We start from the raw sequence: 20,561 nt of genomic DNA on the forward strand, positions 1-20,561 counted from the left end.
ATCAGTTAGTATGAGCTAAGAAAAGTTGTTTTTGAGATAGGCGATGAAGGTTTTATTAATAGACGACGACATTGAACTGGCATCCATGCTCAGTGAATATATTCACTCGCAAGGCTTTGATGTAGAGTGTGCCCATGATGGCGAACAAGGCCTGGCTCTGGCCTTGGAAAACAAACACGACCTTATTCTGCTCGATGTAATGCTGCCAATACTGGACGGCTTTGAAGTACTAAAACAACTGCGTGCCACTTCCTTGGTGCCGGTGATCATGCTAACCGCCAAAGGTGATGATTTTGATCGCATCTTCGGCCTTGAGCTTGGCGCCGACGACTATATTCCTAAACCCTTTAATCATCGCGAACTGATCGCACGGATCAAGGCGATCACCCGACGCATAGAGCATATAAACCATAGCCAACCGAAACAAGAGCTGGAGTTTGCCAACCTTACTATCTGTATGCAAAGTCGCAGCGCCAGCGCTCAAGGGCACCCCCTCAGCCTGACCGGTACCGAGTTTGCTATTTTACATCTGTTGTTACAAGAGCCCGGCGCGGTGATCAGTAAAGAGCAGATCAGCGAACAGGTTTTAGGCCGCCGTCTCGCCCCCTATGATCGCTCCATCGATATGCATGTCAGCAATCTGCGCAAAAAAATAGCCGAGCACATAGAGAACGAGCGCATTCGCACCATTCGCGGTGCCGGTTATGTCCTGATCGGAGACGCCTAAGTGAGCAATCCCTTTAACAAGCTCTATGTAAAAATTTTCCTGTGGTTTTGGCTAACCTTCGCCGCCACCATAGTGCTGATGGCCGCATTAAGCTCGGTCAGCTTCAGCAATCTCAGCTATGAACCCTTACAGGGCAGTGATGCCCACTATTTTAAGCGTTTGGGGCACGCGGTTGAGCGTTCGGCAAAAAAGCATCAGCATTCGGCAGCGGAGGTGATCAACCTGGGACGTTTAAAAAAACGTAAGCTGTATCTGTATTCACCGGAAAAAGACCTGGCTTACAGTAACTTTAACGCCAGCGAAGAGGTGGATTTAAGTCTATTGAATTTTCGTCCGGACATGGCGCCGCAAATGATTTTTAATGAGCACTTTCACGCCCTGGGGCCTTTGCTAATTAACCTGCCCGATGGTCAGTACCAGATGTATGAATTGCGCCCGGGTCGAACCCTGCCCTGGTTTGTACGCCTCAAGCTACTCCCTCACTGGCTGAAGATTACGGTCGCCATTGGTGCCTCCTTGCTGCTGAGCTTTTTCTTTACCCGCACCCTTATCGGGCCGCTTAATTCCCTGCGCTTTAGCGCTCGAGCGATTGCCGAAGGGCAACTCGACAGCCGCGAGCATCTGGCCGCCAAACGCAATGATGAAATAGGTATTCTCGCTCGTGAATTCAACGCCATGGCGCAGCGCCTGGAAACCCTGGTCAATACACAAAGAACCTTACTCGGAGATATTTCCCACGAGCTGCGCTCGCCGTTAACGCGTTTGTCTCTCGCTTGTGCCATCGCTCAGGATAAGGCCGATAAGGATACTCAGGTGCAGCTGCAACGTATTGGAAAAGAGGCGCAATTATTAGACTTGATGATCGAGCGCATCCTCACGCTGTCACGGCTGGAGAATCGTCAGCAAAGCCTGCAAACCGAACTCATGTCACCGGCGCAACTCTTAGCCCCGGTATTTACCGACGCCGAATTTGAGGCTAAATCGCAACACAAGACCCTGAGCTTACCTCAACTTCCCGAGCAACCCTTGCTGCGGGTCGATGCCATGCTGCTGGCCAGCGCCTGTGAAAACCTGCTGCGCAACGCCATTAAGTACGCCAACAGCCATATTGAGGTGAGTATCAAGCATGAACAGCAACAATGGCAACTGAACATTCGCGATGACGGCCCCGGCGTTGCCGAGCAAGAACTGGCCCATATTACCGAGCCCTTCTACCGCGTCGGCAGTGCCCGAGCCCGCAACAGCGGCGGCACGGGTCTGGGTTTGGCTATCGCCGCCAAGGCCATCGCCGCGCATCAAGGGGAACTGGTATTGCAAAATCATCCACAAGGTGGTTTAGTAGCCACCATAAAGCTACCTACGACTTAATACTGAATGTTTTATTCCAGCGAAGCCCTGCTCCATAAAAATGATGATGCCATTACCCACTTTTGGCACCAGGAGATGACCTCAGGCTTTTTGGAAACCAAGCACGGTAAGTTGTTTTATGCTTATCACCTGCCCTATCGCGCCGATTACGCCATAGTGATCAGCTCGGGGCGCATCGAGGCGGCACAAAAGTATCAAGAGTTATTGTGGGAACTGGCGCGTAACAATGTTGCCGTTTTTATTGTCGATCATCAGGGGCAGGGGCGCTCGTACCGCCATCTAGCCGATGTGCATAAGGGTTATGTGGGCCACTTTGATGACTATAAATCGGATCTGCACCAATTTATCACTCAGATCGTTAATCCCCAGTGGCAGGGCAAAAAGATCCTGCTCGGTCATTCCATGGGCGGCGCCATTGCTCTGGATTATGCCTGCACTCACCCCGAGCAGTTCGCCGGGCTCTTTTTAAGTGCCCCCATGCTGCAAATCAACACGGGCTCAACGGCGCCTTGGCTGGCCAAGTTATGGGCCAGTTCGGTGTGCACCTTTAGTAAGGGTGAAGGGTATGTGCCCGGACACGGTCCCTATGCGGAAGCGCCTTTTAGCAAGAATGAGTTAACCCATAGCGAAGAGCGCTATCGCCGTTTTCGCGCCTTGTATCAGCAAAGCCCGGAGTTACAGCTCGGTGGTGTGACGTATAAGTGGCTGGACGCGGCCTTTAAAGCCATAGCTAAGCTCAGAAAGAGTTTGTGCCCTGTTCCCTTATTTATTGCCGCGGCGCAGGAGGATAGCGTGGTCGATACCTCACCCTATCGGGACTATGTTCATGCGCAGCACCAGGCGGTGCTAAAAATATACGCTGGCGCCAGGCATGAACTTTTGTGTGAACAGGACACCATACGCAAGGCCCTGCTGCGAGATTTACTCAACTTCTGCGAGCAATTATAGGTATTTCACCAAATACTTCTTATACATGGGATCGGACAACGCCAATTCCCGCTGCTCCGCCAAGATATCTTGAAGTATCTCTTTCGAGGTCAATGGGTTAGCCAACACCACGCGAAATACCACGGTAGGCTGATAACCGTATTCGGGAGGCGTTAAGCGTGTCCGCGAGACAAACGAGCGACCGGCCTCACGCTGACGCTTCTGCATACTGGCGGTAAAACGGTTAAGGGCGGCGTATATGTCCAACTTGGTTTGCTCATCGGCGGTTTTTAATCGCTCCCTAATGGCCTCTGGTACGTAGCGATAGGTCAACAAACACAGCTCGGGCTCGGAGATCAGTTCAAAGTCCGGCTCCGCCTTGATCAAATCGGCAAAGTAACGGGCCTTATCCAAACTCTTATCGATCAGCATTTCATAGCCCTTGCGGCCAATAATGCGTAAACAGGCATGCACCAGCATCGCCATCCCCGGACGACTGCCCTCCAGGGTGTGGCTGCCTAAGTCTTTCGAGCCTTTACGCAGAATATACTCGGCATGGTGCTCGATGGCATCGGTGGCGCTGGGGTCTTTAAACAGCACGATACCGGCCCCCATGGGCACATACATTTGCTTATGTGCATCTATGGTGATGGAGTCGGCACGCTCAATGCCAGTCAACAGGTGACGGGCATTTTGCGACAATAAAGTCGCCCCGCCCCAGGCTGCATCGACATGGAAGTGACAGTCAATTTCCGCGGCCAAATCGGCCATCTCGTTGAGCGGGTCGATATTACCGGTTTCCGTCGTTCCCGCTACACCCACTATGGCCATCACCTTAATACCCTGTGCTTGCAGCGCCTGCGCTTCTTTGCGCATGGCCTCAACATCCACCTTGTTGTCTTTGTCGGTAGGAATGGAAATGAAGTTATCGCGACCAATGCCAAGCAAGTCCGCCGACTTACCCAGTGAATAGTGGCCTCGCTCGGATACCAGCACCGCCAGGCCTTTATAACCATAGTGGAACATGGCCGCCACCAGGCCTTGTGCACCTATGCCTTTAAAGTCACCCTCGGGTTTGAGCAAGCGGTTTCGGGCAATCCACAGCGCTGTGATATTGGCGACCGTACCGCCGGAGCAGAAGGCTCCCAGCGAGGTTTTCGCGCTATGCATCCACTTATCGTAGAACGCTTGCTTGCGGTCATAAGCCATATGATGCAGCATACCGATAACCTGGCGCTCCAAAGGCGTAAACGCTTTTGAGGTCTCAATTTTTACCAGGTTCTGGTTTAAGCCCACCATGAGCTTCGACAGTGGCAACACAAAGTGCGGCAGGGCCGAGGTCATATGACCGATAAAACTAGGGGCGGCGGTGTGCACCGAATGCGCGACCAGCTTCTCCATGATATCCTGGGCATGAGCGCTGACAAACATAGGCTCTTCGGGGATTTGCGCCGATTCAAAATCGCGCTCGATCTCATGCAACGGTTTTTCCACCGCGGCAATATTCTCATTCAGGAAGCCCGCCAGATTACTGGATATTTCGGCTTCTATTTTGCTGAGCGTTGAGTCCGGGGCCTCTGGCACCGTAAAGACGCGCATCAAGCTGTGCTCTGATGCTACGGCAAAACGCTTATCACTCATGACATACCTAACTGGGTTGGCTTGGATACCAATTCACGAAACTGGTATAACGCGATGACGGATCGCTTCAAGCAGTCGATTTACTTGCGCTCACTTTATAGCAATCACCTTAGAAAGTCTTGCGGCTTTAGGCAATTTTAAGAAAGTTGCATGAACTTTTTGCGACATTTTCACTATAAATGGCAATGATATGGGCGCCTTAAACCAAGTCTTGACTAAGCCAGGCTGAGCCTAAAACGCCCTTTGTAACTAAAGTTGCACCACCAGGCGATAGCTTTGTTGACCACTGGCCCAATACTTGCGCTCGAACGGGGTAATGGCGGTATCACTGGCGTATTCACTGACCTGAGTAGGGTGACCGGCCAACTGCAAGGCTCGGGCAAACTCGCGCACGTAAATATCCCAGTTGCTGCGCACTTCAAGCTGACCACCTAACTGCACTATGCTTGGAAATACCGCGGCGCCATGCCAGCGCCGTTGCAAGTGCTTGGCCTTGGGCCAGGGGTTTGGATACAGCAAATAATGGTGCGTTGGCTGCCACTTGGCCTTTACGGCCAAACGCCAAAAGTCGTTTAAATCCGCTTGCACCAGCATGTATTGAGCATCTTCGTCCTGGCGATATTGCACATCATGCTTATCCAAACGATGCGCCGACTTGTCGATGCCTATCACCAGGGCTTGTGGGTGCAGCTTAGCCAAATTGGCGGTGCTTTCTCCGACGCCACAACAGGAGTCGAGAATGATGGGCCCGTTAAAGGCCTGCACCTTGGCATTGACCTCATCAAAGGCCGCTTGCGTATGCGCGGCAATAGGTTTTTTAAACTCCGCCTTGAGGTGCTTGTTAACCACTTCATCAAGCTTTTCATGCAGACTCGGCTGGTTAGAGACTATGGCTCTTGAATTTGCTTCGTTCATCAGTGACGCAGCCCCACGCCCTTGCGAATTAGCGTTAATGCCACGGTGAACAACACAGTGATAAAAACCAGAAGCACACTAAAGGCGAACCAGATGTTCACATCCGACACCCCTAAAAAGCCGAAGCGGAAGGCGTTAACCATATAGATAATGGGATTGATCTGTGACACCCCTTGCCAGAATTCAGGCAATAGGCTGATGGAGTAAAACACCCCGCCTAAATAGGTCAGCGGCGTCAGCACAAAGGTCGGAATAATGCTGATATCGTCAAAGCTGTTGGCATACACGGCGTTGATCAAACCACCAAGGGCAAACACCGCCGAGGTTAAAATCACCGTGGCGACAATCACAAAGATATTGTGAATTTGTATATCCACAAAGAACAGCGATACCAGGGTCACGATCAGGCCTACCAGCATGCCGCGGGCCATGCCGCCGCCCATGTAACCCAACACAATAATGTAATTGGGCACGGGAGCCACCAGCAGCTCTTCGATGCTCTTTTGGAACTTGGTGGAATAGAAGCTTGAGGCAACATTAGAGTAGGAGTTAGTGATCACCGACATCATAATAAGACCCGGAACGATAAACTCCATATAACTAAAACCGCCCATCTCGCCGATACGCGAGCCGATCAAGCTGCCAAAAATAACGAAATACAAGGTCATGGTGATTGCCGGGGGTACCAGGGTTTGCACCCAAATTCGCAAGAACCGAATACACTCTTTGATCCAAATACTTTTTAGCGCAACGCCATATTTCAACATGCTTACTCCCCTCGCCCTTGATTTAACAAGCCAACGAACAACTCTTCTAAACGGTTTGCCTTGTTACGCATGCTTAGCACCGTATTCCCCTGCTCACTCAAGGCACTAAATACGCCATTAAGGCCCTGTGACTTGGCGACTTCAACCTCCAAGGTATGCTCGTCGGTCAGGGCAAACTGATAGCCGTCCAGACTCACCGGTTGCACCGGTTGTTTTAAATCGAGCACAAAGGTTTCCTTATCCAGCTTGGCCAGCAGGGCTTTGATGGTGGTGTGCTCCACTATGGTGCCATGGTCGATAATGGCGATGTTTTTACACAGCAACTCGGCTTCTTCAAGGTAGTGCGTGGTCAGGATAATGGTCACGCCTTGCTTGTTGATTTCACGTAAGAAATCCCACATGGAGCGGCGCAATTCGATATCGACACCGGCGGTTGGCTCGTCGAGGATCAACAACTTGGGCTCGTGCATCAGGGCACGGGCGATCATCAGGCGACGCTTCATCCCCCCGGAAAGGGTGCGCGCGGCCTTGTCTTTTTTGTCTAACAGACCAAGCTGTGCCAGGTACTTATCGGCGCGTTTATGGGCTTCGGCACGAGGCACGCCATAATAGCCCGCCTGGTTGACTAAAATCTGTTGCAGGGTTTCAAACTGGCTAAAGTTAAACTCCTGCGGGACCAAGCCCAGTTCCGACTTAGCCGCTTCCAGGTCGGTATCGATATCATGACCGAAGACCTCCACCTTGCCCGCGGTTTTATTCACCAGGGATGAGATCACCCCTATGGTGGTGGACTTGCCCGCCCCATTGGGGCCTAGCAGGGCAAAGAAGTCGCCCTGCTGAACTTGTAAATCAATGCCTTTGACGGCTTCAACGCCGTTTTTATAGGTCTTTTTTAACCCTTGAATATTCAATGCAATGGTCATTTATTTTTGCTCTCCATAACCCCAACGCGAGGTAAGTGTTTGCGCTATCCCGAGATGATCGAGAATACGGGCTACCATAAAGTCGACCAGATCGGCTATCGACTCGGGTTGATGATAAAAGCCCGGAGCCGCCGGCATAATGGTGACGCCCATGCGCGCCAGTTTAAGCATGTTTTCCAGGTGAATTTCGCTAAAAGGGGTTTCTCTGGGTACTAAAATCAGCTGTCCGCGTTCTTTAATCACCACATCAGCGGCGCGCTCCATCAGGTTATCCGAGGCGCCGGTAGCGATGGCCGAGACGGTGCCGGCACTGCACGGGCAGACCACCATTTTTTTCGGCGCGGCGGAGCCCGACGCCACCGGGCTGAACCAGTTGTCCTTACCGAATACTTTAAGTTGACCGTCTTGGGCATGAACCAGCTCGCTCAGCTGCTGCGTGGCTTTCTCTTCATTACCCGACAGCTTAATGCCGGATTCGGTGTCAAACACCACCCGGGCAGCGCTGGAGATCAACACAAACACCTGGTGACCCTGCTCAATCAACACCTGCAATAATCGCAGACCGTATGGGGCGCCGGAGGCGCCGCTAAAGGCAAGAGTGATAGGTTCTTTGAATGTACTCATGATGTTTCCTTTTGTGCCAAGGCATCGAGTAGCTTCTGATGAATGCCGCCAAAGCCACCATTACTCATAATCAGTATATGACTCCCCTTGGCGGCGGCAGCCACTATCTCGCCCACCAGGGCGTCCATATCTGCCAAACAACGGGCACCAGCCTGCTCGGCACGCGCTTGCAATGACCAGCCCAGCTCGGGAGGCTCGAATAAAAACACCTGATCGGCCTCGGCCAGGGAGTCCAGTAAGGTATCCTGATGCACGCCCATCTTCATGGTGTTCGAACGCGGCTCAAGCACCGCAATAATTGATTCATCACCCACCTTGGCACGCAAACCCGCTAAGGTGGTGGCAATGGCCGTGGGGTGATGGGCAAAGTCGTCATAGACGTTGACACCCGCCACCTCACCCTTGTGCTCCATACGGCGCTTTGGCGAGATAAACTCCGCCAGCGCAGCGATGCTGGTTGCCACCGGAATACCCACATGGCGTGCGGCGGCTATGGTCATCAGGGCGTTCTTAACATTATGCTCGCCAATGGCCTGCCAACGCACCACGCCTTGTGGCTCACCGGCAAGCAATACGGTGAATTCACTGCCATCGGCCTTAAGTAGCTGATAATCCCATTGCGCGGCGCCTAAGACTTCTTGTTCACTCCAAAAGCCCTTATTGATCACCTCGACCAGAGCCTGATCATTGCTGGGGTAAATCGCCTTGCCTGTGCCCGGCAGGGTACGCAGTAAATGGTGGAACTGAGTCTGTATGGCTCCTAAATCGGCAAAAATATCCGCATGATCAAATTCCAGGTTATTTAGGATCAGCGTTCTTGGCAGGTAATGGACAAACTTGCTGCGCTTGTCAAAAAACGCCGTGTCGTATTCATCGGCTTCGATAACAAAAAACGGGGTTTCACCCACTCTTGCCGAGATCCCAAAATTCTGTACGACACCGCCAATTAAGAAGCCCGGTTTAAGGCCGGCGTATTCCAACACCCAGGCCAGCATGCTGGCGGTGGTGGTTTTACCATGGGTCCCTGCCACCGCTAATACCCAACTATCACGCAAGATATGCTCTTTTAGCCATTCAGGTCCCGAGGTATAGCGCAGGCCTTTTTCCAGCACATACTCAACACAGGGGTTGCCGCGGCTCATGGCATTACCAATCACCACCACGTCGGGAGCCGGCTCTAACTGCGCCGGGTCGTATCCCTGCACCAGCTCAATGCCCAACTCTTCCAGCTGCGTGCTCATCGGCGGATACACGTTTTGATCCGAGCCGGTGACATGGTGGCCCAATGCCTTGGCAATCGCCGCAATGCCACCCATAAAGGTGCCGCAAATGCCGAGAATATGTATGTGCATAATGACTTCCTAAATAGCCCGAACCTGGGCTGCTATCTGGCTAGACATATCAGTCTTGAGCGAATTATATGTGTCGTGGTAGCTAATTTCTTAACCCGCGCTCGGGTTAAATAATAAGGCCGCGCAATAGGCGAGTATTGCGCGGCCTTATATGATGCCAAATTTAGCCTGACCAATCTACCTAGATGGGCGAGCCCGGCGGTAAAGGCAATGGCTTAAAGCTTTGTTGCCACTGACCGTTTTCTAGGAAATGATTTATGGCATCGGCCAAATGTTGTTTAAAGGCGCTTTCCCCAGAGCTGACGCTTCCTAGCAGCTTGTTTTGTCTGTAATCCTCCGCCACACGCTGCAGGTAAAATTTAAACTGAGCCTGCACCTCCGGCGCCACCTTGTCGCTGGCAACCAGGGTTGCGAAGTGCTGCGCCGTCAACCATTGAATACGGTGTTGCACTTTTGCCTCCATGGCATTGCCATGGTTGTTATCGAATACCCGCTTAACTAGGGTATCGAGTAATGCGTCCAGGTTGTAGGCCTGCTCTGAGCGGGCGCCCTGTTGCGCCAGACGATTAACGCGCTCTGGGTGCAATAACAAGCTGAGGCTGTGATTTGCCGCCACCTCGGGCAGGGCCATGGCATCCAGAGTCAAACCGGTGCGACCGACAATGCTTTCACGGGTGCTGTATTCACCATAGGCTTTAGGCGGGATCAGCGCCAAAATAGACTCAGGGATCACCAGCTCTTTGGCGTCTAAGGTGAGCAAAAGCGAATCCAAAGCACGGCGCTGCACCTCGGCATCGACCACTTGCGCACCCTGTACTTGACCTTGACCACGTACCTCGTAGCTGTAATCCACACCGGCTATCAGCTTGACGGCGGCTTCCACCTGATAGCGGTGGAACAAATACAGAGGCACCAGGACTTCTTCAAGCTGGGATAAGGAGGTGCCGGATTTGATATTTTCAATACCAAAACGGGCCAGGGCTTTTGCTCGCACCGCCATTACCCGCGCTAACTCGGCACTGGGGTTATCGCCGTTATCCCACAAATGGCCGCTAGGATGAGCCCCCCCCTGAGCACGGGCGTCTTTATCGGAGATAAACTCAAGGCCTAGCTCTTTATTTTCGGCAAGGATCTTGGCCAGGGCTTGTACCTCGTTTTGTCGGCTGAAGTCGCCATAACCATATTTGATCACCTGCTCATCCCATACGCCCATCCCCTTGGCATAGCCTTTGGATGTATCCAGCACTCCCTGCTCGTCCAGGCTGACTAACGGGTGAGGGTAATCCATCACCGAGGCCCGCGCTTGAGGCGAGGCGGCAAAGTTATGAGCGATACCCAGGGTATGGCCAATTTCATGGGCGCTGAGCTGGCGAATTCGATCCAGAGCCATGGCCTGCAACTCGGCGGTGACTTCATCCCCCTTTTTATACGGGGCCGCCAGGGCTTCGGCAATCAGGATATCCTGGCGTACACGCAGCGAACCCAAGGTCACATGGCCCTTGATGATCTCGCCGGTGCGCGGGTCTATCACCGAACTGCCGTATGACCAGCCGCGGGTAGCGCGATGCACCCATTGAATGACGTTAAAGCGCACGTCCATGGGGTCGGCATGCTCTGGGAGCATTTTGACCTGAAAGGCGTTTTTATAACCGGCTTTTTCAAACGCGCTATTCCACCATTTGGCACCATCGAGCAGAGCGGTGCGCACCGGCTCCGGCACGCCCGGGTCAAGGTAGTAAATAATGGGTTTAACCGGCTCACTTAGCGCCTGATTAGGATGCTTTTTGGCCAGGCGGTGACGGGGAATATAACGCACCAACATGCTCTCGCCCAGAGGTGCCGAGTAGTCCTTGTGTTCTACGCTCCAATAACCGGACTGCGGATGGAATACCCGCGGCTGATACTTATCATCCGGTAAGGCAATTAAGGAGTGGTGCATATTTACGCTAATTGCGTAAGGGTCGGCGCTCACCTGTTTCAGATACTCGCCGGGCTTGGTGCCGGTAAAGGTGAGCACCGCTTCCAGTTCGGTATTTTTCACAAATGACTTACTGCGCGGCATAAACACCGCACTGCGGCTGGTGTCGACACTAAAGTTGCCCTGTTTGCGTGCCGCAAGGGTACGGCTTACGCCATGTACATCGCTCAACAAGTAAGGGGTGTAATCCACCAGCACTCGGGTATCCGTGCTCGCCTGCACCTCAAAACCGTACAAAATACTCGAGGCAAAGGCCTCACTCACGCTTTGCTGCTCTGCACTGTTACTGCTTGAGGCACGGTAATAGGTGTTCAAGGCTCGCAGCATCACCTTGTTGCCCATGCGCTCGAACTGTGCCAAATAGGTGTTGCCTAATTGGCCTCTGTCTAACCCGATATCGTTGGAGCCCAGACCATAGGGCAGGCTTTGCTGTAACAAGAACGGCGCCTTCAGCTTATCTACCTCGAGATAAAGTTTGCCCTCGTCATTGGCGTAATAAAAGGTGAAATAGCCAGGATATTTGCTCATATTTTGAGTAAATTGGCTGATAGACTTAATTGCTGCCTGCGCTTGGGTTATCTAGGCAAGAACAAAAGAAACAGTGCTATTCGTATTATCTGCGTACTTGGCATAATTCTCACTTTTGTTGTTATTGGTATCGTAGGTTGACTGTGGAATTTATAAGCCTTGAGTATATCTCTATGCTTAGAGTCTACAACCACAAAGCGATAAATAGACAGCGTAATCTAGACGACACTCTCTCACTTTAAAATGTCGTATAGACCCCATAAAACTTAGGAACAATTAAGATGCGACGACTCCCCCCAGTCTTGCTTGAAGATGGTTGCTCACATGACCTTATTTCACTTATCCGTACTATTTTAGCGGCCTGTAAAGAAATCTCTTTCCGTGTTGGCCAAGGCGCCCTATCTGGCGTGCTAGGTTCAACATTGGATGAAAACATCCAGGGCGAAACGCAAAAGAAACTGGATGTACTTTCCAACCAGCTGTTGAAAGACATCCTTTTAGAGTCCGGTTATGTTAAGGCCATCGCCTCGGAAGAAGAGCCGGGCACGGTTGCGGGTAACCCAGACGCGGAATACATAGTCGCATTTGACCCTCTTGATGGCTCATCAAACATTGATATCAATTCATTGGTTGGCACCATTTTCTCTGTTATGCGCGCTCCAAAGGATGCAGATCCGGCTGATCCTAATATCTTTTTGCAAAAGGGTGACCAGCAGGTAGCCGCAGGTTATGTGCTCTACGGCCCATCGACCATGCTGGCGCTTACCACGGGCCAAGGCACACGTATTTTCACCTTGGATAAAACCCAAGGTACCTTCCTGTTGACTCAGGACTTTGCCAAGGTGCCGGAGCAAACCAAGGAATTCGCTATTAATACATCGAACCAGCGCCACTGGCAGCCGGCGATGCAAAACTATATTGCCGACTTATTGGCCGGTGAAACCGGACCGCGCGGTCGCAACTTCAATATGCGCTGGATTGCCGCTATGGTAGGCGATGTTCACCGTGTGCTTAGCCGCGGCGGTTTATTTACCTATCCGGAAGACACCAAAAACCCAGAAAAGCCGTATAAATTACGCCTGCTTTATGAAGCCAACCCTATGGCCATGCTGATAGAGCAAGCCGGTGGTCTGGCTTCAACTGGCTATGAGCGCATCATGGATATCGAGCCAGAGCAAATTCACCAGCGCGTGGCGGTGATTTTGGGCTCAAAAGAAGAAGTGGAAGCCTGCTTAAGCTACCACAAATAAAAATGAAAAAAGGGCAGTCACCACTGCCCTTTTTTATTTAACCCGATTTCGAGTGAGTTCCCTATTTCTCCAGCGGTAATTCATGCCGAGCGCCCCACTCGCTCCAAGAGCCATCATAAACCTGCAAATCCCTATAGCCGCACTCATAAGCCGCCAAAGCCAAAATACAGGCGGTAATGCCCGAGCCACAACTAAACTGCAAGCGCTGAGTGTCTTGATCAAGCACGTGCGCCAATGCTTGCTGTAACCGCTCCTGTGACAGCAGCTCACCATCGACAATTAACTCGGCATAGGGCAGGCTCTTGGCGTTAGGGATATGGCCGGCACGCATGCCTTCACGGGGCTCGGCCATCTCGCCAGTGAACCGCTTAGCCGGGCGGGCATCAAGCAACAAGGTCGAGGTATCGTCAATCGCCGCCAGCACCTGATCGGTAGTAATAAAGAAATCACGCCGCGGCGAAGCCTTGAAATTGCCAACAGCTTCGGCGCGCTGCCAACCTTGCTGCACCGGCAACTCGGCCATACGCCACGCCGGCAGACCACCACGCAGCACCTTAACCTTATCGAATCCAAAGGCCTTGAACATCCACCAGGCTCGGGCAGCGCTAAATAAGCCCTGGTCGTCATACACCACCACTTCCGAGTCCTGATTTACCCCGGCGGATTGCATCTGTTGCTCGAATTGTTCGGCGCAGCACAGTGTGTGAGGCCATGGGCTGGCGCTATCGGCCAAGGCGGTTTTAATATCAAAACGCAACGCCCCTTTAATGACCGCCGCCGGCGCATATTCGCCTGACTTACCCGGCAGGACCATGCCGGCATCAAAAATTTTTAGCTTAGGGTCATGCAGCTGCGCATTAAGCTGTGCCGCACTGATTTGCTGGCTCATACGTCACCTTGTCACTGACTATTCATTGCCACGATACAATGGACGTTAGCAGAACTGCGGCTGTCGCACCACTTCGATTATTTCTGTGGTAGAGATACTTGGAGTACGTGGTAAGTAAATCACTTCACAAATGTCGTTAAATTCATCGAACTTACCGCGCCAATCATCCCCCATAACCAGAATATCGGCACCATGCTTTTGGATATATTGGCGTTTAAGGGCTAATGATTCTTCCACAAACACACGCGCGACATCCGACATGGCGGCAATGATGCGCATCCGATCCTGTTGCGAATAAACAGGCGCTCGCCCCTTTTTCTCTATATTTAAGGCATCGGAGGATACACCGACGATTAACTCGTCACCCAGTTTTGCGGCGCGTTGCAACAGATTTACATGGCCGACATGGAACACATCAAATGTGCCAAACGTAATTACTTTAATTGTCATATAAGAAGCTTACTACTCGCTGAGAACTTAACCCATCAAGCTTCCCTGCCAGTTTTGTTATTGTTCTTATGTTTTCTTGATCATGCTTTGCATGAGGTTGCGATAAAGCCTGCTCAATCGCACCGGGCAATTGCTTAACCTTATCGACTTTGAAGGTTAATGCTGAAAAATAGTCGATATCTGAGTCTAACCTTGCCTTGAATCGGTAGGCAAATGGACCTCGGTATGACCATCTTAATTTATAAAAGTTGCACCAGATAACGGGCTTTTCAAGGGCAAAAAACTCGAAAATCGCCGAAGATGCATCCGATATCAGCACATCGGCCAAGGCCATAAAGGGCACTAAGTTATAATCGGTTACGCCCGCTAGATAGACATTTTCCCGTTTTGCCCATAGAGACAGTCGTTGCTGCTGTTTTTTGTATTTCTTTTTCGTGAGTGAAAAGAAGTGCGGCTTAATAATGATGTTACAGTGAGCATATTCATCCACCCAATTCTTATGCATCATTTCTATGGAGCTAGGATAAAATGTTGGCGCGTAGAGTAAGGTTGGTTTAGTTGGGTCTAACCCCAAACCTTCTAGGCTGTACTGCGATGCCAAAGCTTGATCTTGCAAGAGAGGATCAAGTTTAGCGTAACCGGTATCAACAAACCTGTCATTTGGGTACAGGCTTTCAAGGCGCTGCAAACGATGTTCACCTTCAACGAAACGCACGCTAGCAGCATTATGTGAGGCATCGTAATAACAGGCTTTAGGGCCTATGCCATGCTGCATTAACGCCGTTTTTTTGCTTTGGTTAAGCAGTTGCATTTGTGCAAAGGCTTTACCAAAGATGATCCAATCGCCGTCACATTGGCGATAAAAATCGAGGGCATCTTTCTCACTATTGAGCCAATGCACCGGCAATTGTTCGGTGTCGATCGCCTTTTGTGATGCCTTAACCAGTGCTTTATCCTGATCGGCATAAAACACAAAGCACACCGCCGCCCCTTTATCTACCAAGTGCTTATAGACAGGCAAATATTGTGGCAGATAGTACAGGTGTAAAACATCAAAGAAGACTTTCATCAAATACATCACACAGTGTTAACAACAGCAGAGCATCATACTAGAAATGACAATAAAATTTCTAGCCAGGCGCTGAAATACAGGAAATAAGTGCTAGTGCTTTTTTGCGTGTTGGGTCGCAGACCCATCTGACATTATTGAGGGGGGGATATAAAAATACCGCTGCACCAAGGTGAGCGGTATTTTTGAAAATGGAGGGAAATTAGTCGATTAACTGATATTCGTTATCGAGAATGGCAATGATTTCACCGCGCGGATCACTTGGTATTTGAATGTCTGCACCAATAATCTTACTGGCAATCCCCACATAGGTTTGCGATACCTGCATCATTACCTCTACCGGCAGCTTATACGCTTTAGCCAGGGCTTCACGCTCATCCATGCGATCTTTATTTAGCAACACATCGCTGTCCGGCACGTTATTGATCAACAACTGACGGAAACCTTCTTTTGAGTTTTCAATGATCTTGCCGTCGCGGTATGCCGGGCCATCCCAAATACGCGAAGAGTCAGGTGTGCCCACCTCGTCGATATAGATAAGCTGTTCGTTGCCGTCCATATCTTCCACATAACCAAACTCAAACTTGGTATCAACGAAGATCTGATCCAACTTAGCCAACTCGGCACTGATCAGCTCAAATCCTTGAGTCAGCAGGTGCTCATACTTGGCAACATCGGCTTCGCTGCTGAAGTTAAAGGCATCGAGGTTATCCGTGATGTTCTTACGAGTGATGTTTACATCATCCACCGCCGGCACATCGTCAAGACCTTCGATAATGCCCTTGGTTGACGGCGTGATCAGCACTTCATCCAGCTTCTGGTTGGCTTCCAGACCTTCCGGTAGGTCGATACCACAGAAGGTACGAATGCCCTTGGCGTAGTCGCGCCACATGCTGCCGGTAATATATTGACGCGCAATGGCTTCAACCTTGACGGTTTTCGCTTTACGGACGATCCACACATAAGGGTGAGGAATATCAACAATATGGTTGCCCGCCAGGCCGGCCGCATCAAATTGTTTAAACCAGTGCGCCGCTACCGCGTTAAGTGCAATGCCCTTACCAGGGACGCCATTAAGGCCCTCTTCACCCTGCCAGATGCAGTCGAATGCAGAAATACGGTCGGAGATAACCATGATCGCCAGCTCGGTGCCTTTAGGCACGGCATAACCTTTCTCAGCAATTAAGCGCGCGCTGTCTTGCTCGGTTAACCAATATACCGAGCGAACCTTGCCACTGTGCACGGGTCCTTTGGTACGAATAGGTAAATCGTCATTAATGTCTAAGACTTTATAATTGCTCATGGCTACTCCAACAAGGGCTTGAGAGGCTAATGCTTGGCCTTGGCGGCGCTCACGGCAACCAAGACTTTAGGCGCGATATAATAAGCTAGCTGGGCACGAAGATAAAGAAAAACGCCGACGATAGCGGACTTTTGTCCTATCTTTTTTCACCCCTTCCTAAAACCCCTGCTTACCCCCTGTCAATCAATCTTCATCTTGTTGTAAACTAAAAAACATCTTAATCGCTTAAGGGCCTCAAAGTGGATTTAGCAAGCAGCACTCAGGGTAAACGTTATTTAATGTATATCGCGCAAAATTACTCCTATGCGATTTTGCGCCCATTGCAGCAAGAGATCCTGAATAACGGGGGTGAAGTAAAATGGTTCCTAGAGGGCGATGAAGTTAATCCGGACTACCTGCATAAGGACGAGCAACGCTTACTTAGCATCAATGAAGTACGCACATGGCAACCCCATGCCAGTTTTGTGCCCGGTAATGTCATTCCCAATTTTATTCCAGGTAAAAAAATCGCCGTTTTTCACGGCTTTGATGCGGGCAAACGAAATCGTCGAGGACAATTAGATCACTTCAATATTCGTGGTTGTTTTGATGCCTATTGCACACAAGGCCCGAGCACCACGTTACCTTTCCAACAGCTTGCTGCGAAGCATAAACATTTCCGTGTTGTCCAAACCGGCTGGCCAGCCCTGGATACACTTTTTAGACCCACTAACAGTAACCCCTATGTTGTTGAGGATGATACACGCAAGACCATACTTATCTGCTCCACCTTTTCACGAAATTTATCCCTAGCCCCCATACTTGTGGATACGATAAAGCAACTCAGAGACAGTGGGAAATACCGTATTCTCGTGCAATTTCACCCGAAAATGGCAGCGGATATTGTCGACCAATATAAGGCCCTGCAAAATAACGACCTCACCTTCATAGAAACCGACAATGTCATTCCATTGTTACAGGCCGCCGATGTGATGCTCTGCGATACCTCATCTATTTTACTGATGTTTTTATTATTACGCCGCCCTGTGGTGACCTTTAACAATCAAGCCCCCGGTCCGCACTTACTCAATGTCACGGATGCCAGTGAGGTTGAATCTGCGATCGATCACGCGCTTACCCACCCAGAGCCATTAATGAAAGAAGTTGAAGCATTCTGTCAGCAGCTCCACCCCTATCAAGATGGCAACTCTAGCCAGCGTGTGCTTGCAGCAACCAATGACCTCATTGAGACGGATGGCACAGAACTCAAACGCAAGCCGCTTAACCTCATTCGCCAATTCAAAATGCGTAAAAAACTCGGCTATTGGCGCTTTTAATCGCAACGTACTGAACGCGCCACGGCAGTGTGATACAGTCACGCCTATGAGTGGCGCAAACCTGTAAAACACATGATTGAAATCGATAAGTTGTGGTTCTCTTGGCAAGGAAAAACTGCCGATCCCACCCTCAAGATTGACGCTTTGCATGTAAAACAAGGTGAACATCTTTTTTTACACGGCCCAAGTGGCTCGGGTAAATCGACCTTATTGTCCTTACTGGCGGGAATTCAAGTGCCGCAACAGGGTGCAATTACCTTGAATAATACCCAACTTAATCGTCTCAGCAGTTCCCAGCGAGACCAGTTTCGCGCCGATCATATTGGCTATATTTTTCAAAGCTTTAATTTGTTGCCTTATCTAAACCCCATTGACAACGTGACGATCGCATGTGAGTTCTCTCGGCTTCGCAAACAGCGCGCTTTATCTCACGGTGATTCATTAACACACTTGGCAAAAAACCTGCTGGTGCAACTGGGTCTCGACGAACAGCATCACCACAAAGCAGTAAACACGCTCAGTATTGGCCAACAACAGCGCGTCGCCGCGGCGCGTGCGGTGATCGGCGACCCGGAAATCATCATTGCCGATGAACCTACCTCGGCACTGGATGAAGCCAACCGCAAGGCCTTTATCGAACTGCTATTCGCACAAACGGATAAAACCGGCGCCACCGTGGTCTTTGTCAGCCATGAGCAAAGCCTTGCCCCGCTGTTCTCCAAGGTGGTGCACCTAGATGAATTGCAAGGAGGGGCCGATGATCTTGCTTAAATTGGCAACCAAAAGCCTACTCAATCGCCGTGCCAGCGTGCTGTTAAGCCTGTTGACCATCGCCATTAGCGTGATGCTGCTGCTCACCATAGAACGAGTGCGTATGCAGGCCAAGGAAAGCTTTGCCGCCACCGTGTCGGGTACGGATCTGATCGTTGGTGCCCGTACCGGAGATATTCAATTACTGCTGGCGTCGGTGTTTCGTATCGGGCATATGAACAACGGTGTTAGCTGGCAAAGCTATCAAGATATCAGTACTAAACGAGGCATAAAATGGGCCCTGCCACTGTCTTTAGGAGATACCCACAAGGGCTATGCGGTGCTTGGTACCACCGGCGATTACTTTACCCACTTTCAATACGGTAAAAAGCAGCACCTAAGCTTTAGTGCCGGCGTCCCCTTTGCCAATAATAATGACGTGGTGCTTGGTGCCGAAGTAGCCAAACGCCTGGGATACGACTTAGGCGATAATATTGTCGTCGCCCACGGCATGGGCAAAACCAGCTTTCATCACCATGACGACAAGCCGCTGACCGTGGTGGGTATCCTTGCCGCCACCGGCACACCTGTGGATAAAACCCTGCATGTACCTTTAATTGCCATCGACCAATTACACGGTGCAGAGACGCAGCAAGCCGAGCATCTTCACGCCGAGCATCATGACGATGAGCACGACCAAGAGCATCTTGTAGACCTGGTCGGTGAGCCAAAACAGATCAGTGCCTTTTTACTGGGTTTCGACAGCCCCCTCTATACCCTGCAGGTCCGCCGCAACATTAATAATTATAAGCCTGAGCCGCTGATGGCCATTATGCCTGGTGTCACCTTGCGGGAGTTATGGGGCATGTTGGCCATGGTCGAAAAGCTGCTGCTGTTGTTTTCCGTGGTGGTGCTGGTTGTCAGCCTGCTAGGCATGCTCACCACCTTGCTAGCCAACCTGTCGCAGCGACGCCGCGAGCTGGCGATTTTACGCTCGGTGGGCGCTAAACCCTGGCATATTTTCTCCTTGATGAGCATGGAATCCTTGTTGATCAGCCTGCTTGGCACCACCTTTGGGGTCGCCCTCTGTTATCTTTTGCTGACGCTGGCGCAGCCACAGTTACAGGCCCAGGCCGGTATCAATATCGATCTTCAAGGCATCTCAAGCTATGAACTTATGCTGATCGCCGTTATTATGGCGGCAGCCTGGATAGTAGGGTTAATCCCCGCCATTCGTGCCTATTTTTACTCCCTGCATGATGGGATGAGTGTTAAGACCTAGGATTATTATGAGTCTATTTAATCGTTTTCTAGCCGTACTATTCACCTGTGTGAGTGTGGCTTCTTTCGCCAATGAACCCGTGGAAATTTTCTGGGAAGATTTAGTGCCCGAGGGGCATGTGACCGTCGACACCCGCAACTCCGCCGCCAGTCACGAAGGCGCCGATCAAAACTGGGTGCAACCAAATTTAGACGCACCCGTGGTGCAAAAATACAATGGTAAAACAGTAAGCTTGCCGGGCTTTGTGGTTCCCCTTGAAGGCGACAGTGAGGTGATCACCGAGTTTCTGCTGGTGCCTTATTTCGGTGCCTGTATTCATGTGCCGCCACCGCCACCGAATCAAATTGTGCACGTCACCATGGCCGACGGCGTGCCTATCGAGAGCCTGTATGATGCCATCGTCGTGACCGGAGTCATGAGTGCCGAAAGCTGGAGCGGTGATATCGCCAAAACCGGCTATAAAATTAAAGGTATTGGTGTGGCACCATTTGAGCTGTAAAGG

19 protein-coding genes are annotated in these 20,561 nt (G+C 50.9%); 8 read left to right on the plus strand and 11 right to left on the minus strand.

Features of this window, described 5'->3' with window-relative positions; genetic code table 11:
* The first annotated feature begins 43 nt into the window (after nt 1-43).
* Genes C2M29_RS00535 through C2M29_RS00545 form a run of 3 tightly spaced genes read left to right on the plus strand, consistent with a single transcriptional unit; the run spans nt 44 to nt 3,043 of the window.
* Nucleotides 44-727 (plus strand): response regulator transcription factor, encoded by a 684-nt coding sequence (locus tag C2M29_RS00535; RefSeq protein ID WP_105187861.1) that lies wholly within the window; start codon nt 44-46, stop codon nt 725-727.
* Nucleotides 728-2,095, plus strand: coding sequence for an ATP-binding protein (locus tag C2M29_RS00540; RefSeq protein ID WP_105187862.1), 1,368 nt, complete (start codon nt 728-730; stop codon nt 2,093-2,095). It begins immediately after the preceding gene.
* Nucleotides 2,096-2,101: 6 nt separating this feature from the next.
* Nucleotides 2,102-3,043: an alpha/beta fold hydrolase gene (locus tag C2M29_RS00545; protein ID WP_105187863.1), complete on the plus strand. Its 942-nt coding sequence runs from the start codon at nt 2,102-2,104 to the stop codon at nt 3,041-3,043.
* On the opposite strand, the gene panP is transcribed toward C2M29_RS00545, so the two are convergent.
* The 7 genes from panP to C2M29_RS00580 all read right to left on the minus strand — a co-directional run bounded on the left by panP (nt 3,038) and on the right by C2M29_RS00580 (nt 11,750).
* A complete protein-coding gene (gene panP / locus C2M29_RS00550) occupies nt 3,038-4,663 on the minus strand; it encodes a pyridoxal-dependent aspartate 1-decarboxylase PanP (RefSeq protein ID WP_105187864.1) in 1,626 nt (541 codons plus the stop codon). The genes C2M29_RS00545 and panP overlap by 6 nt on opposite strands.
* Before the next feature lie 249 nt (nt 4,664-4,912).
* Nucleotides 4,913-5,578, minus strand: a complete 666-nt coding sequence (trmB, locus tag C2M29_RS00555; RefSeq protein WP_105187865.1) for a tRNA (guanine(46)-N(7))-methyltransferase TrmB — start codon at nt 5,576-5,578, stop codon at nt 4,913-4,915.
* Nucleotides 5,578-6,345: an ABC transporter permease gene (locus tag C2M29_RS00560; protein ID WP_105187866.1), complete on the minus strand. Its 768-nt coding sequence runs from the start codon at nt 6,343-6,345 to the stop codon at nt 5,578-5,580. The genes trmB and C2M29_RS00560 overlap by 1 nt, the downstream gene beginning before the upstream one ends.
* A gap of 2 nt (nt 6,346-6,347) precedes the next feature.
* Nucleotides 6,348-7,268, minus strand: coding sequence for an ABC transporter ATP-binding protein (locus C2M29_RS00565; RefSeq protein ID WP_105187867.1), 921 nt, complete (start codon nt 7,266-7,268; stop codon nt 6,348-6,350).
* Nucleotides 7,269-7,892: a flavin prenyltransferase UbiX gene (locus C2M29_RS00570; protein ID WP_105187868.1), complete on the minus strand. Its 624-nt coding sequence runs from the start codon at nt 7,890-7,892 to the stop codon at nt 7,269-7,271.
* Nucleotides 7,889-9,244 carry a UDP-N-acetylmuramate:L-alanyl-gamma-D-glutamyl-meso-diaminopimelate ligase gene (mpl, locus tag C2M29_RS00575; protein WP_105187869.1) on the minus strand — a complete coding sequence of 452 codons (1,356 nt, stop codon included), beginning with the start codon at nt 9,242-9,244 and terminating at the stop codon, nt 7,889-7,891. The genes C2M29_RS00570 and mpl overlap by 4 nt, the downstream gene beginning before the upstream one ends.
* A 181-nt stretch (nt 9,245-9,425) precedes the next feature.
* The gene (locus tag C2M29_RS00580; protein WP_105187870.1) at nt 9,426-11,750 is read right to left on the minus strand and encodes a zinc-dependent metalloprotease; all 2,325 of its coding nucleotides are present in this window, start codon (nt 11,748-11,750) and stop codon (nt 9,426-9,428) included.
* 281 nt (nt 11,751-12,031) lie between these two features.
* Here C2M29_RS00580 and C2M29_RS00585 point away from each other — a divergent pair, with 281 nt between their 5' ends.
* The gene (locus C2M29_RS00585; protein ID WP_105187871.1) at nt 12,032-13,000 is read left to right on the plus strand and encodes a class 1 fructose-bisphosphatase; all 969 of its coding nucleotides are present in this window, start codon (nt 12,032-12,034) and stop codon (nt 12,998-13,000) included.
* A 61-nt stretch (nt 13,001-13,061) separates the two neighbouring features.
* On the opposite strand, the gene C2M29_RS00590 is transcribed toward C2M29_RS00585, so the two are convergent.
* The 4 genes from C2M29_RS00590 to C2M29_RS00605 all read right to left on the minus strand — a co-directional run bounded on the left by C2M29_RS00590 (nt 13,062) and on the right by C2M29_RS00605 (nt 16,711).
* Nucleotides 13,062-13,889, minus strand: coding sequence for a sulfurtransferase (locus C2M29_RS00590; protein WP_105187872.1), 828 nt, complete (start codon nt 13,887-13,889; stop codon nt 13,062-13,064).
* A 45-nt stretch (nt 13,890-13,934) separates the two neighbouring features.
* The gene (locus tag C2M29_RS00595; protein WP_105187873.1) at nt 13,935-14,339 is read right to left on the minus strand and encodes an adenylyltransferase/cytidyltransferase family protein; all 405 of its coding nucleotides are present in this window, start codon (nt 14,337-14,339) and stop codon (nt 13,935-13,937) included.
* Entirely contained in the window at nt 14,329-15,408 is a 1,080-nt protein-coding gene (locus C2M29_RS00600) for a CDP-glycerol glycerophosphotransferase family protein (RefSeq protein WP_105188091.1), read from the minus strand. Before C2M29_RS00600 ends, C2M29_RS00595 begins: the two co-directional genes overlap by 11 nt.
* Nucleotides 15,409-15,610: 202 nt before the next feature.
* Complete coding sequence (locus tag C2M29_RS00605) at nt 15,611-16,711, minus strand: phosphoribosylaminoimidazolesuccinocarboxamide synthase (RefSeq protein ID WP_105187874.1); 1,101 nt, start codon at nt 16,709-16,711, stop codon at nt 15,611-15,613.
* A gap of 239 nt (nt 16,712-16,950) precedes the next feature.
* Here C2M29_RS00605 and C2M29_RS00610 point away from each other — a divergent pair, with 239 nt between their 5' ends.
* From C2M29_RS00610 to C2M29_RS00625, 4 genes are all read left to right on the plus strand, one after another.
* Complete coding sequence (locus C2M29_RS00610) at nt 16,951-18,027, plus strand: CDP-glycerol glycerophosphotransferase family protein (protein WP_233998317.1); 1,077 nt, start codon at nt 16,951-16,953, stop codon at nt 18,025-18,027.
* 72 nt (nt 18,028-18,099) lie between these two features.
* Nucleotides 18,100-18,798, plus strand: coding sequence for an ABC transporter ATP-binding protein (locus C2M29_RS00615; protein WP_105187875.1), 699 nt, complete (start codon nt 18,100-18,102; stop codon nt 18,796-18,798).
* Entirely contained in the window at nt 18,785-20,059 is a 1,275-nt protein-coding gene (locus tag C2M29_RS00620; RefSeq protein ID WP_105187876.1) for an ABC transporter permease, read from the plus strand. The genes C2M29_RS00615 and C2M29_RS00620 overlap by 14 nt, the downstream gene beginning before the upstream one ends.
* 7 nt (nt 20,060-20,066) lie before the next feature.
* On the plus strand, nt 20,067-20,558 hold the full coding sequence (locus tag C2M29_RS00625; protein ID WP_105187877.1) for a DUF3299 domain-containing protein: 492 nt from the start codon (nt 20,067-20,069) through the stop codon (nt 20,556-20,558).
* The last annotated feature ends 3 nt before the right edge of the window (nt 20,559-20,561 follow it).

Origin of the sequence: Pseudoalteromonas sp. T1lg48 (genome assembly GCF_002964785.1) — a bacterium.
GTDB lineage: Bacteria > Pseudomonadota > Gammaproteobacteria > Enterobacterales > Alteromonadaceae > Pseudoalteromonas.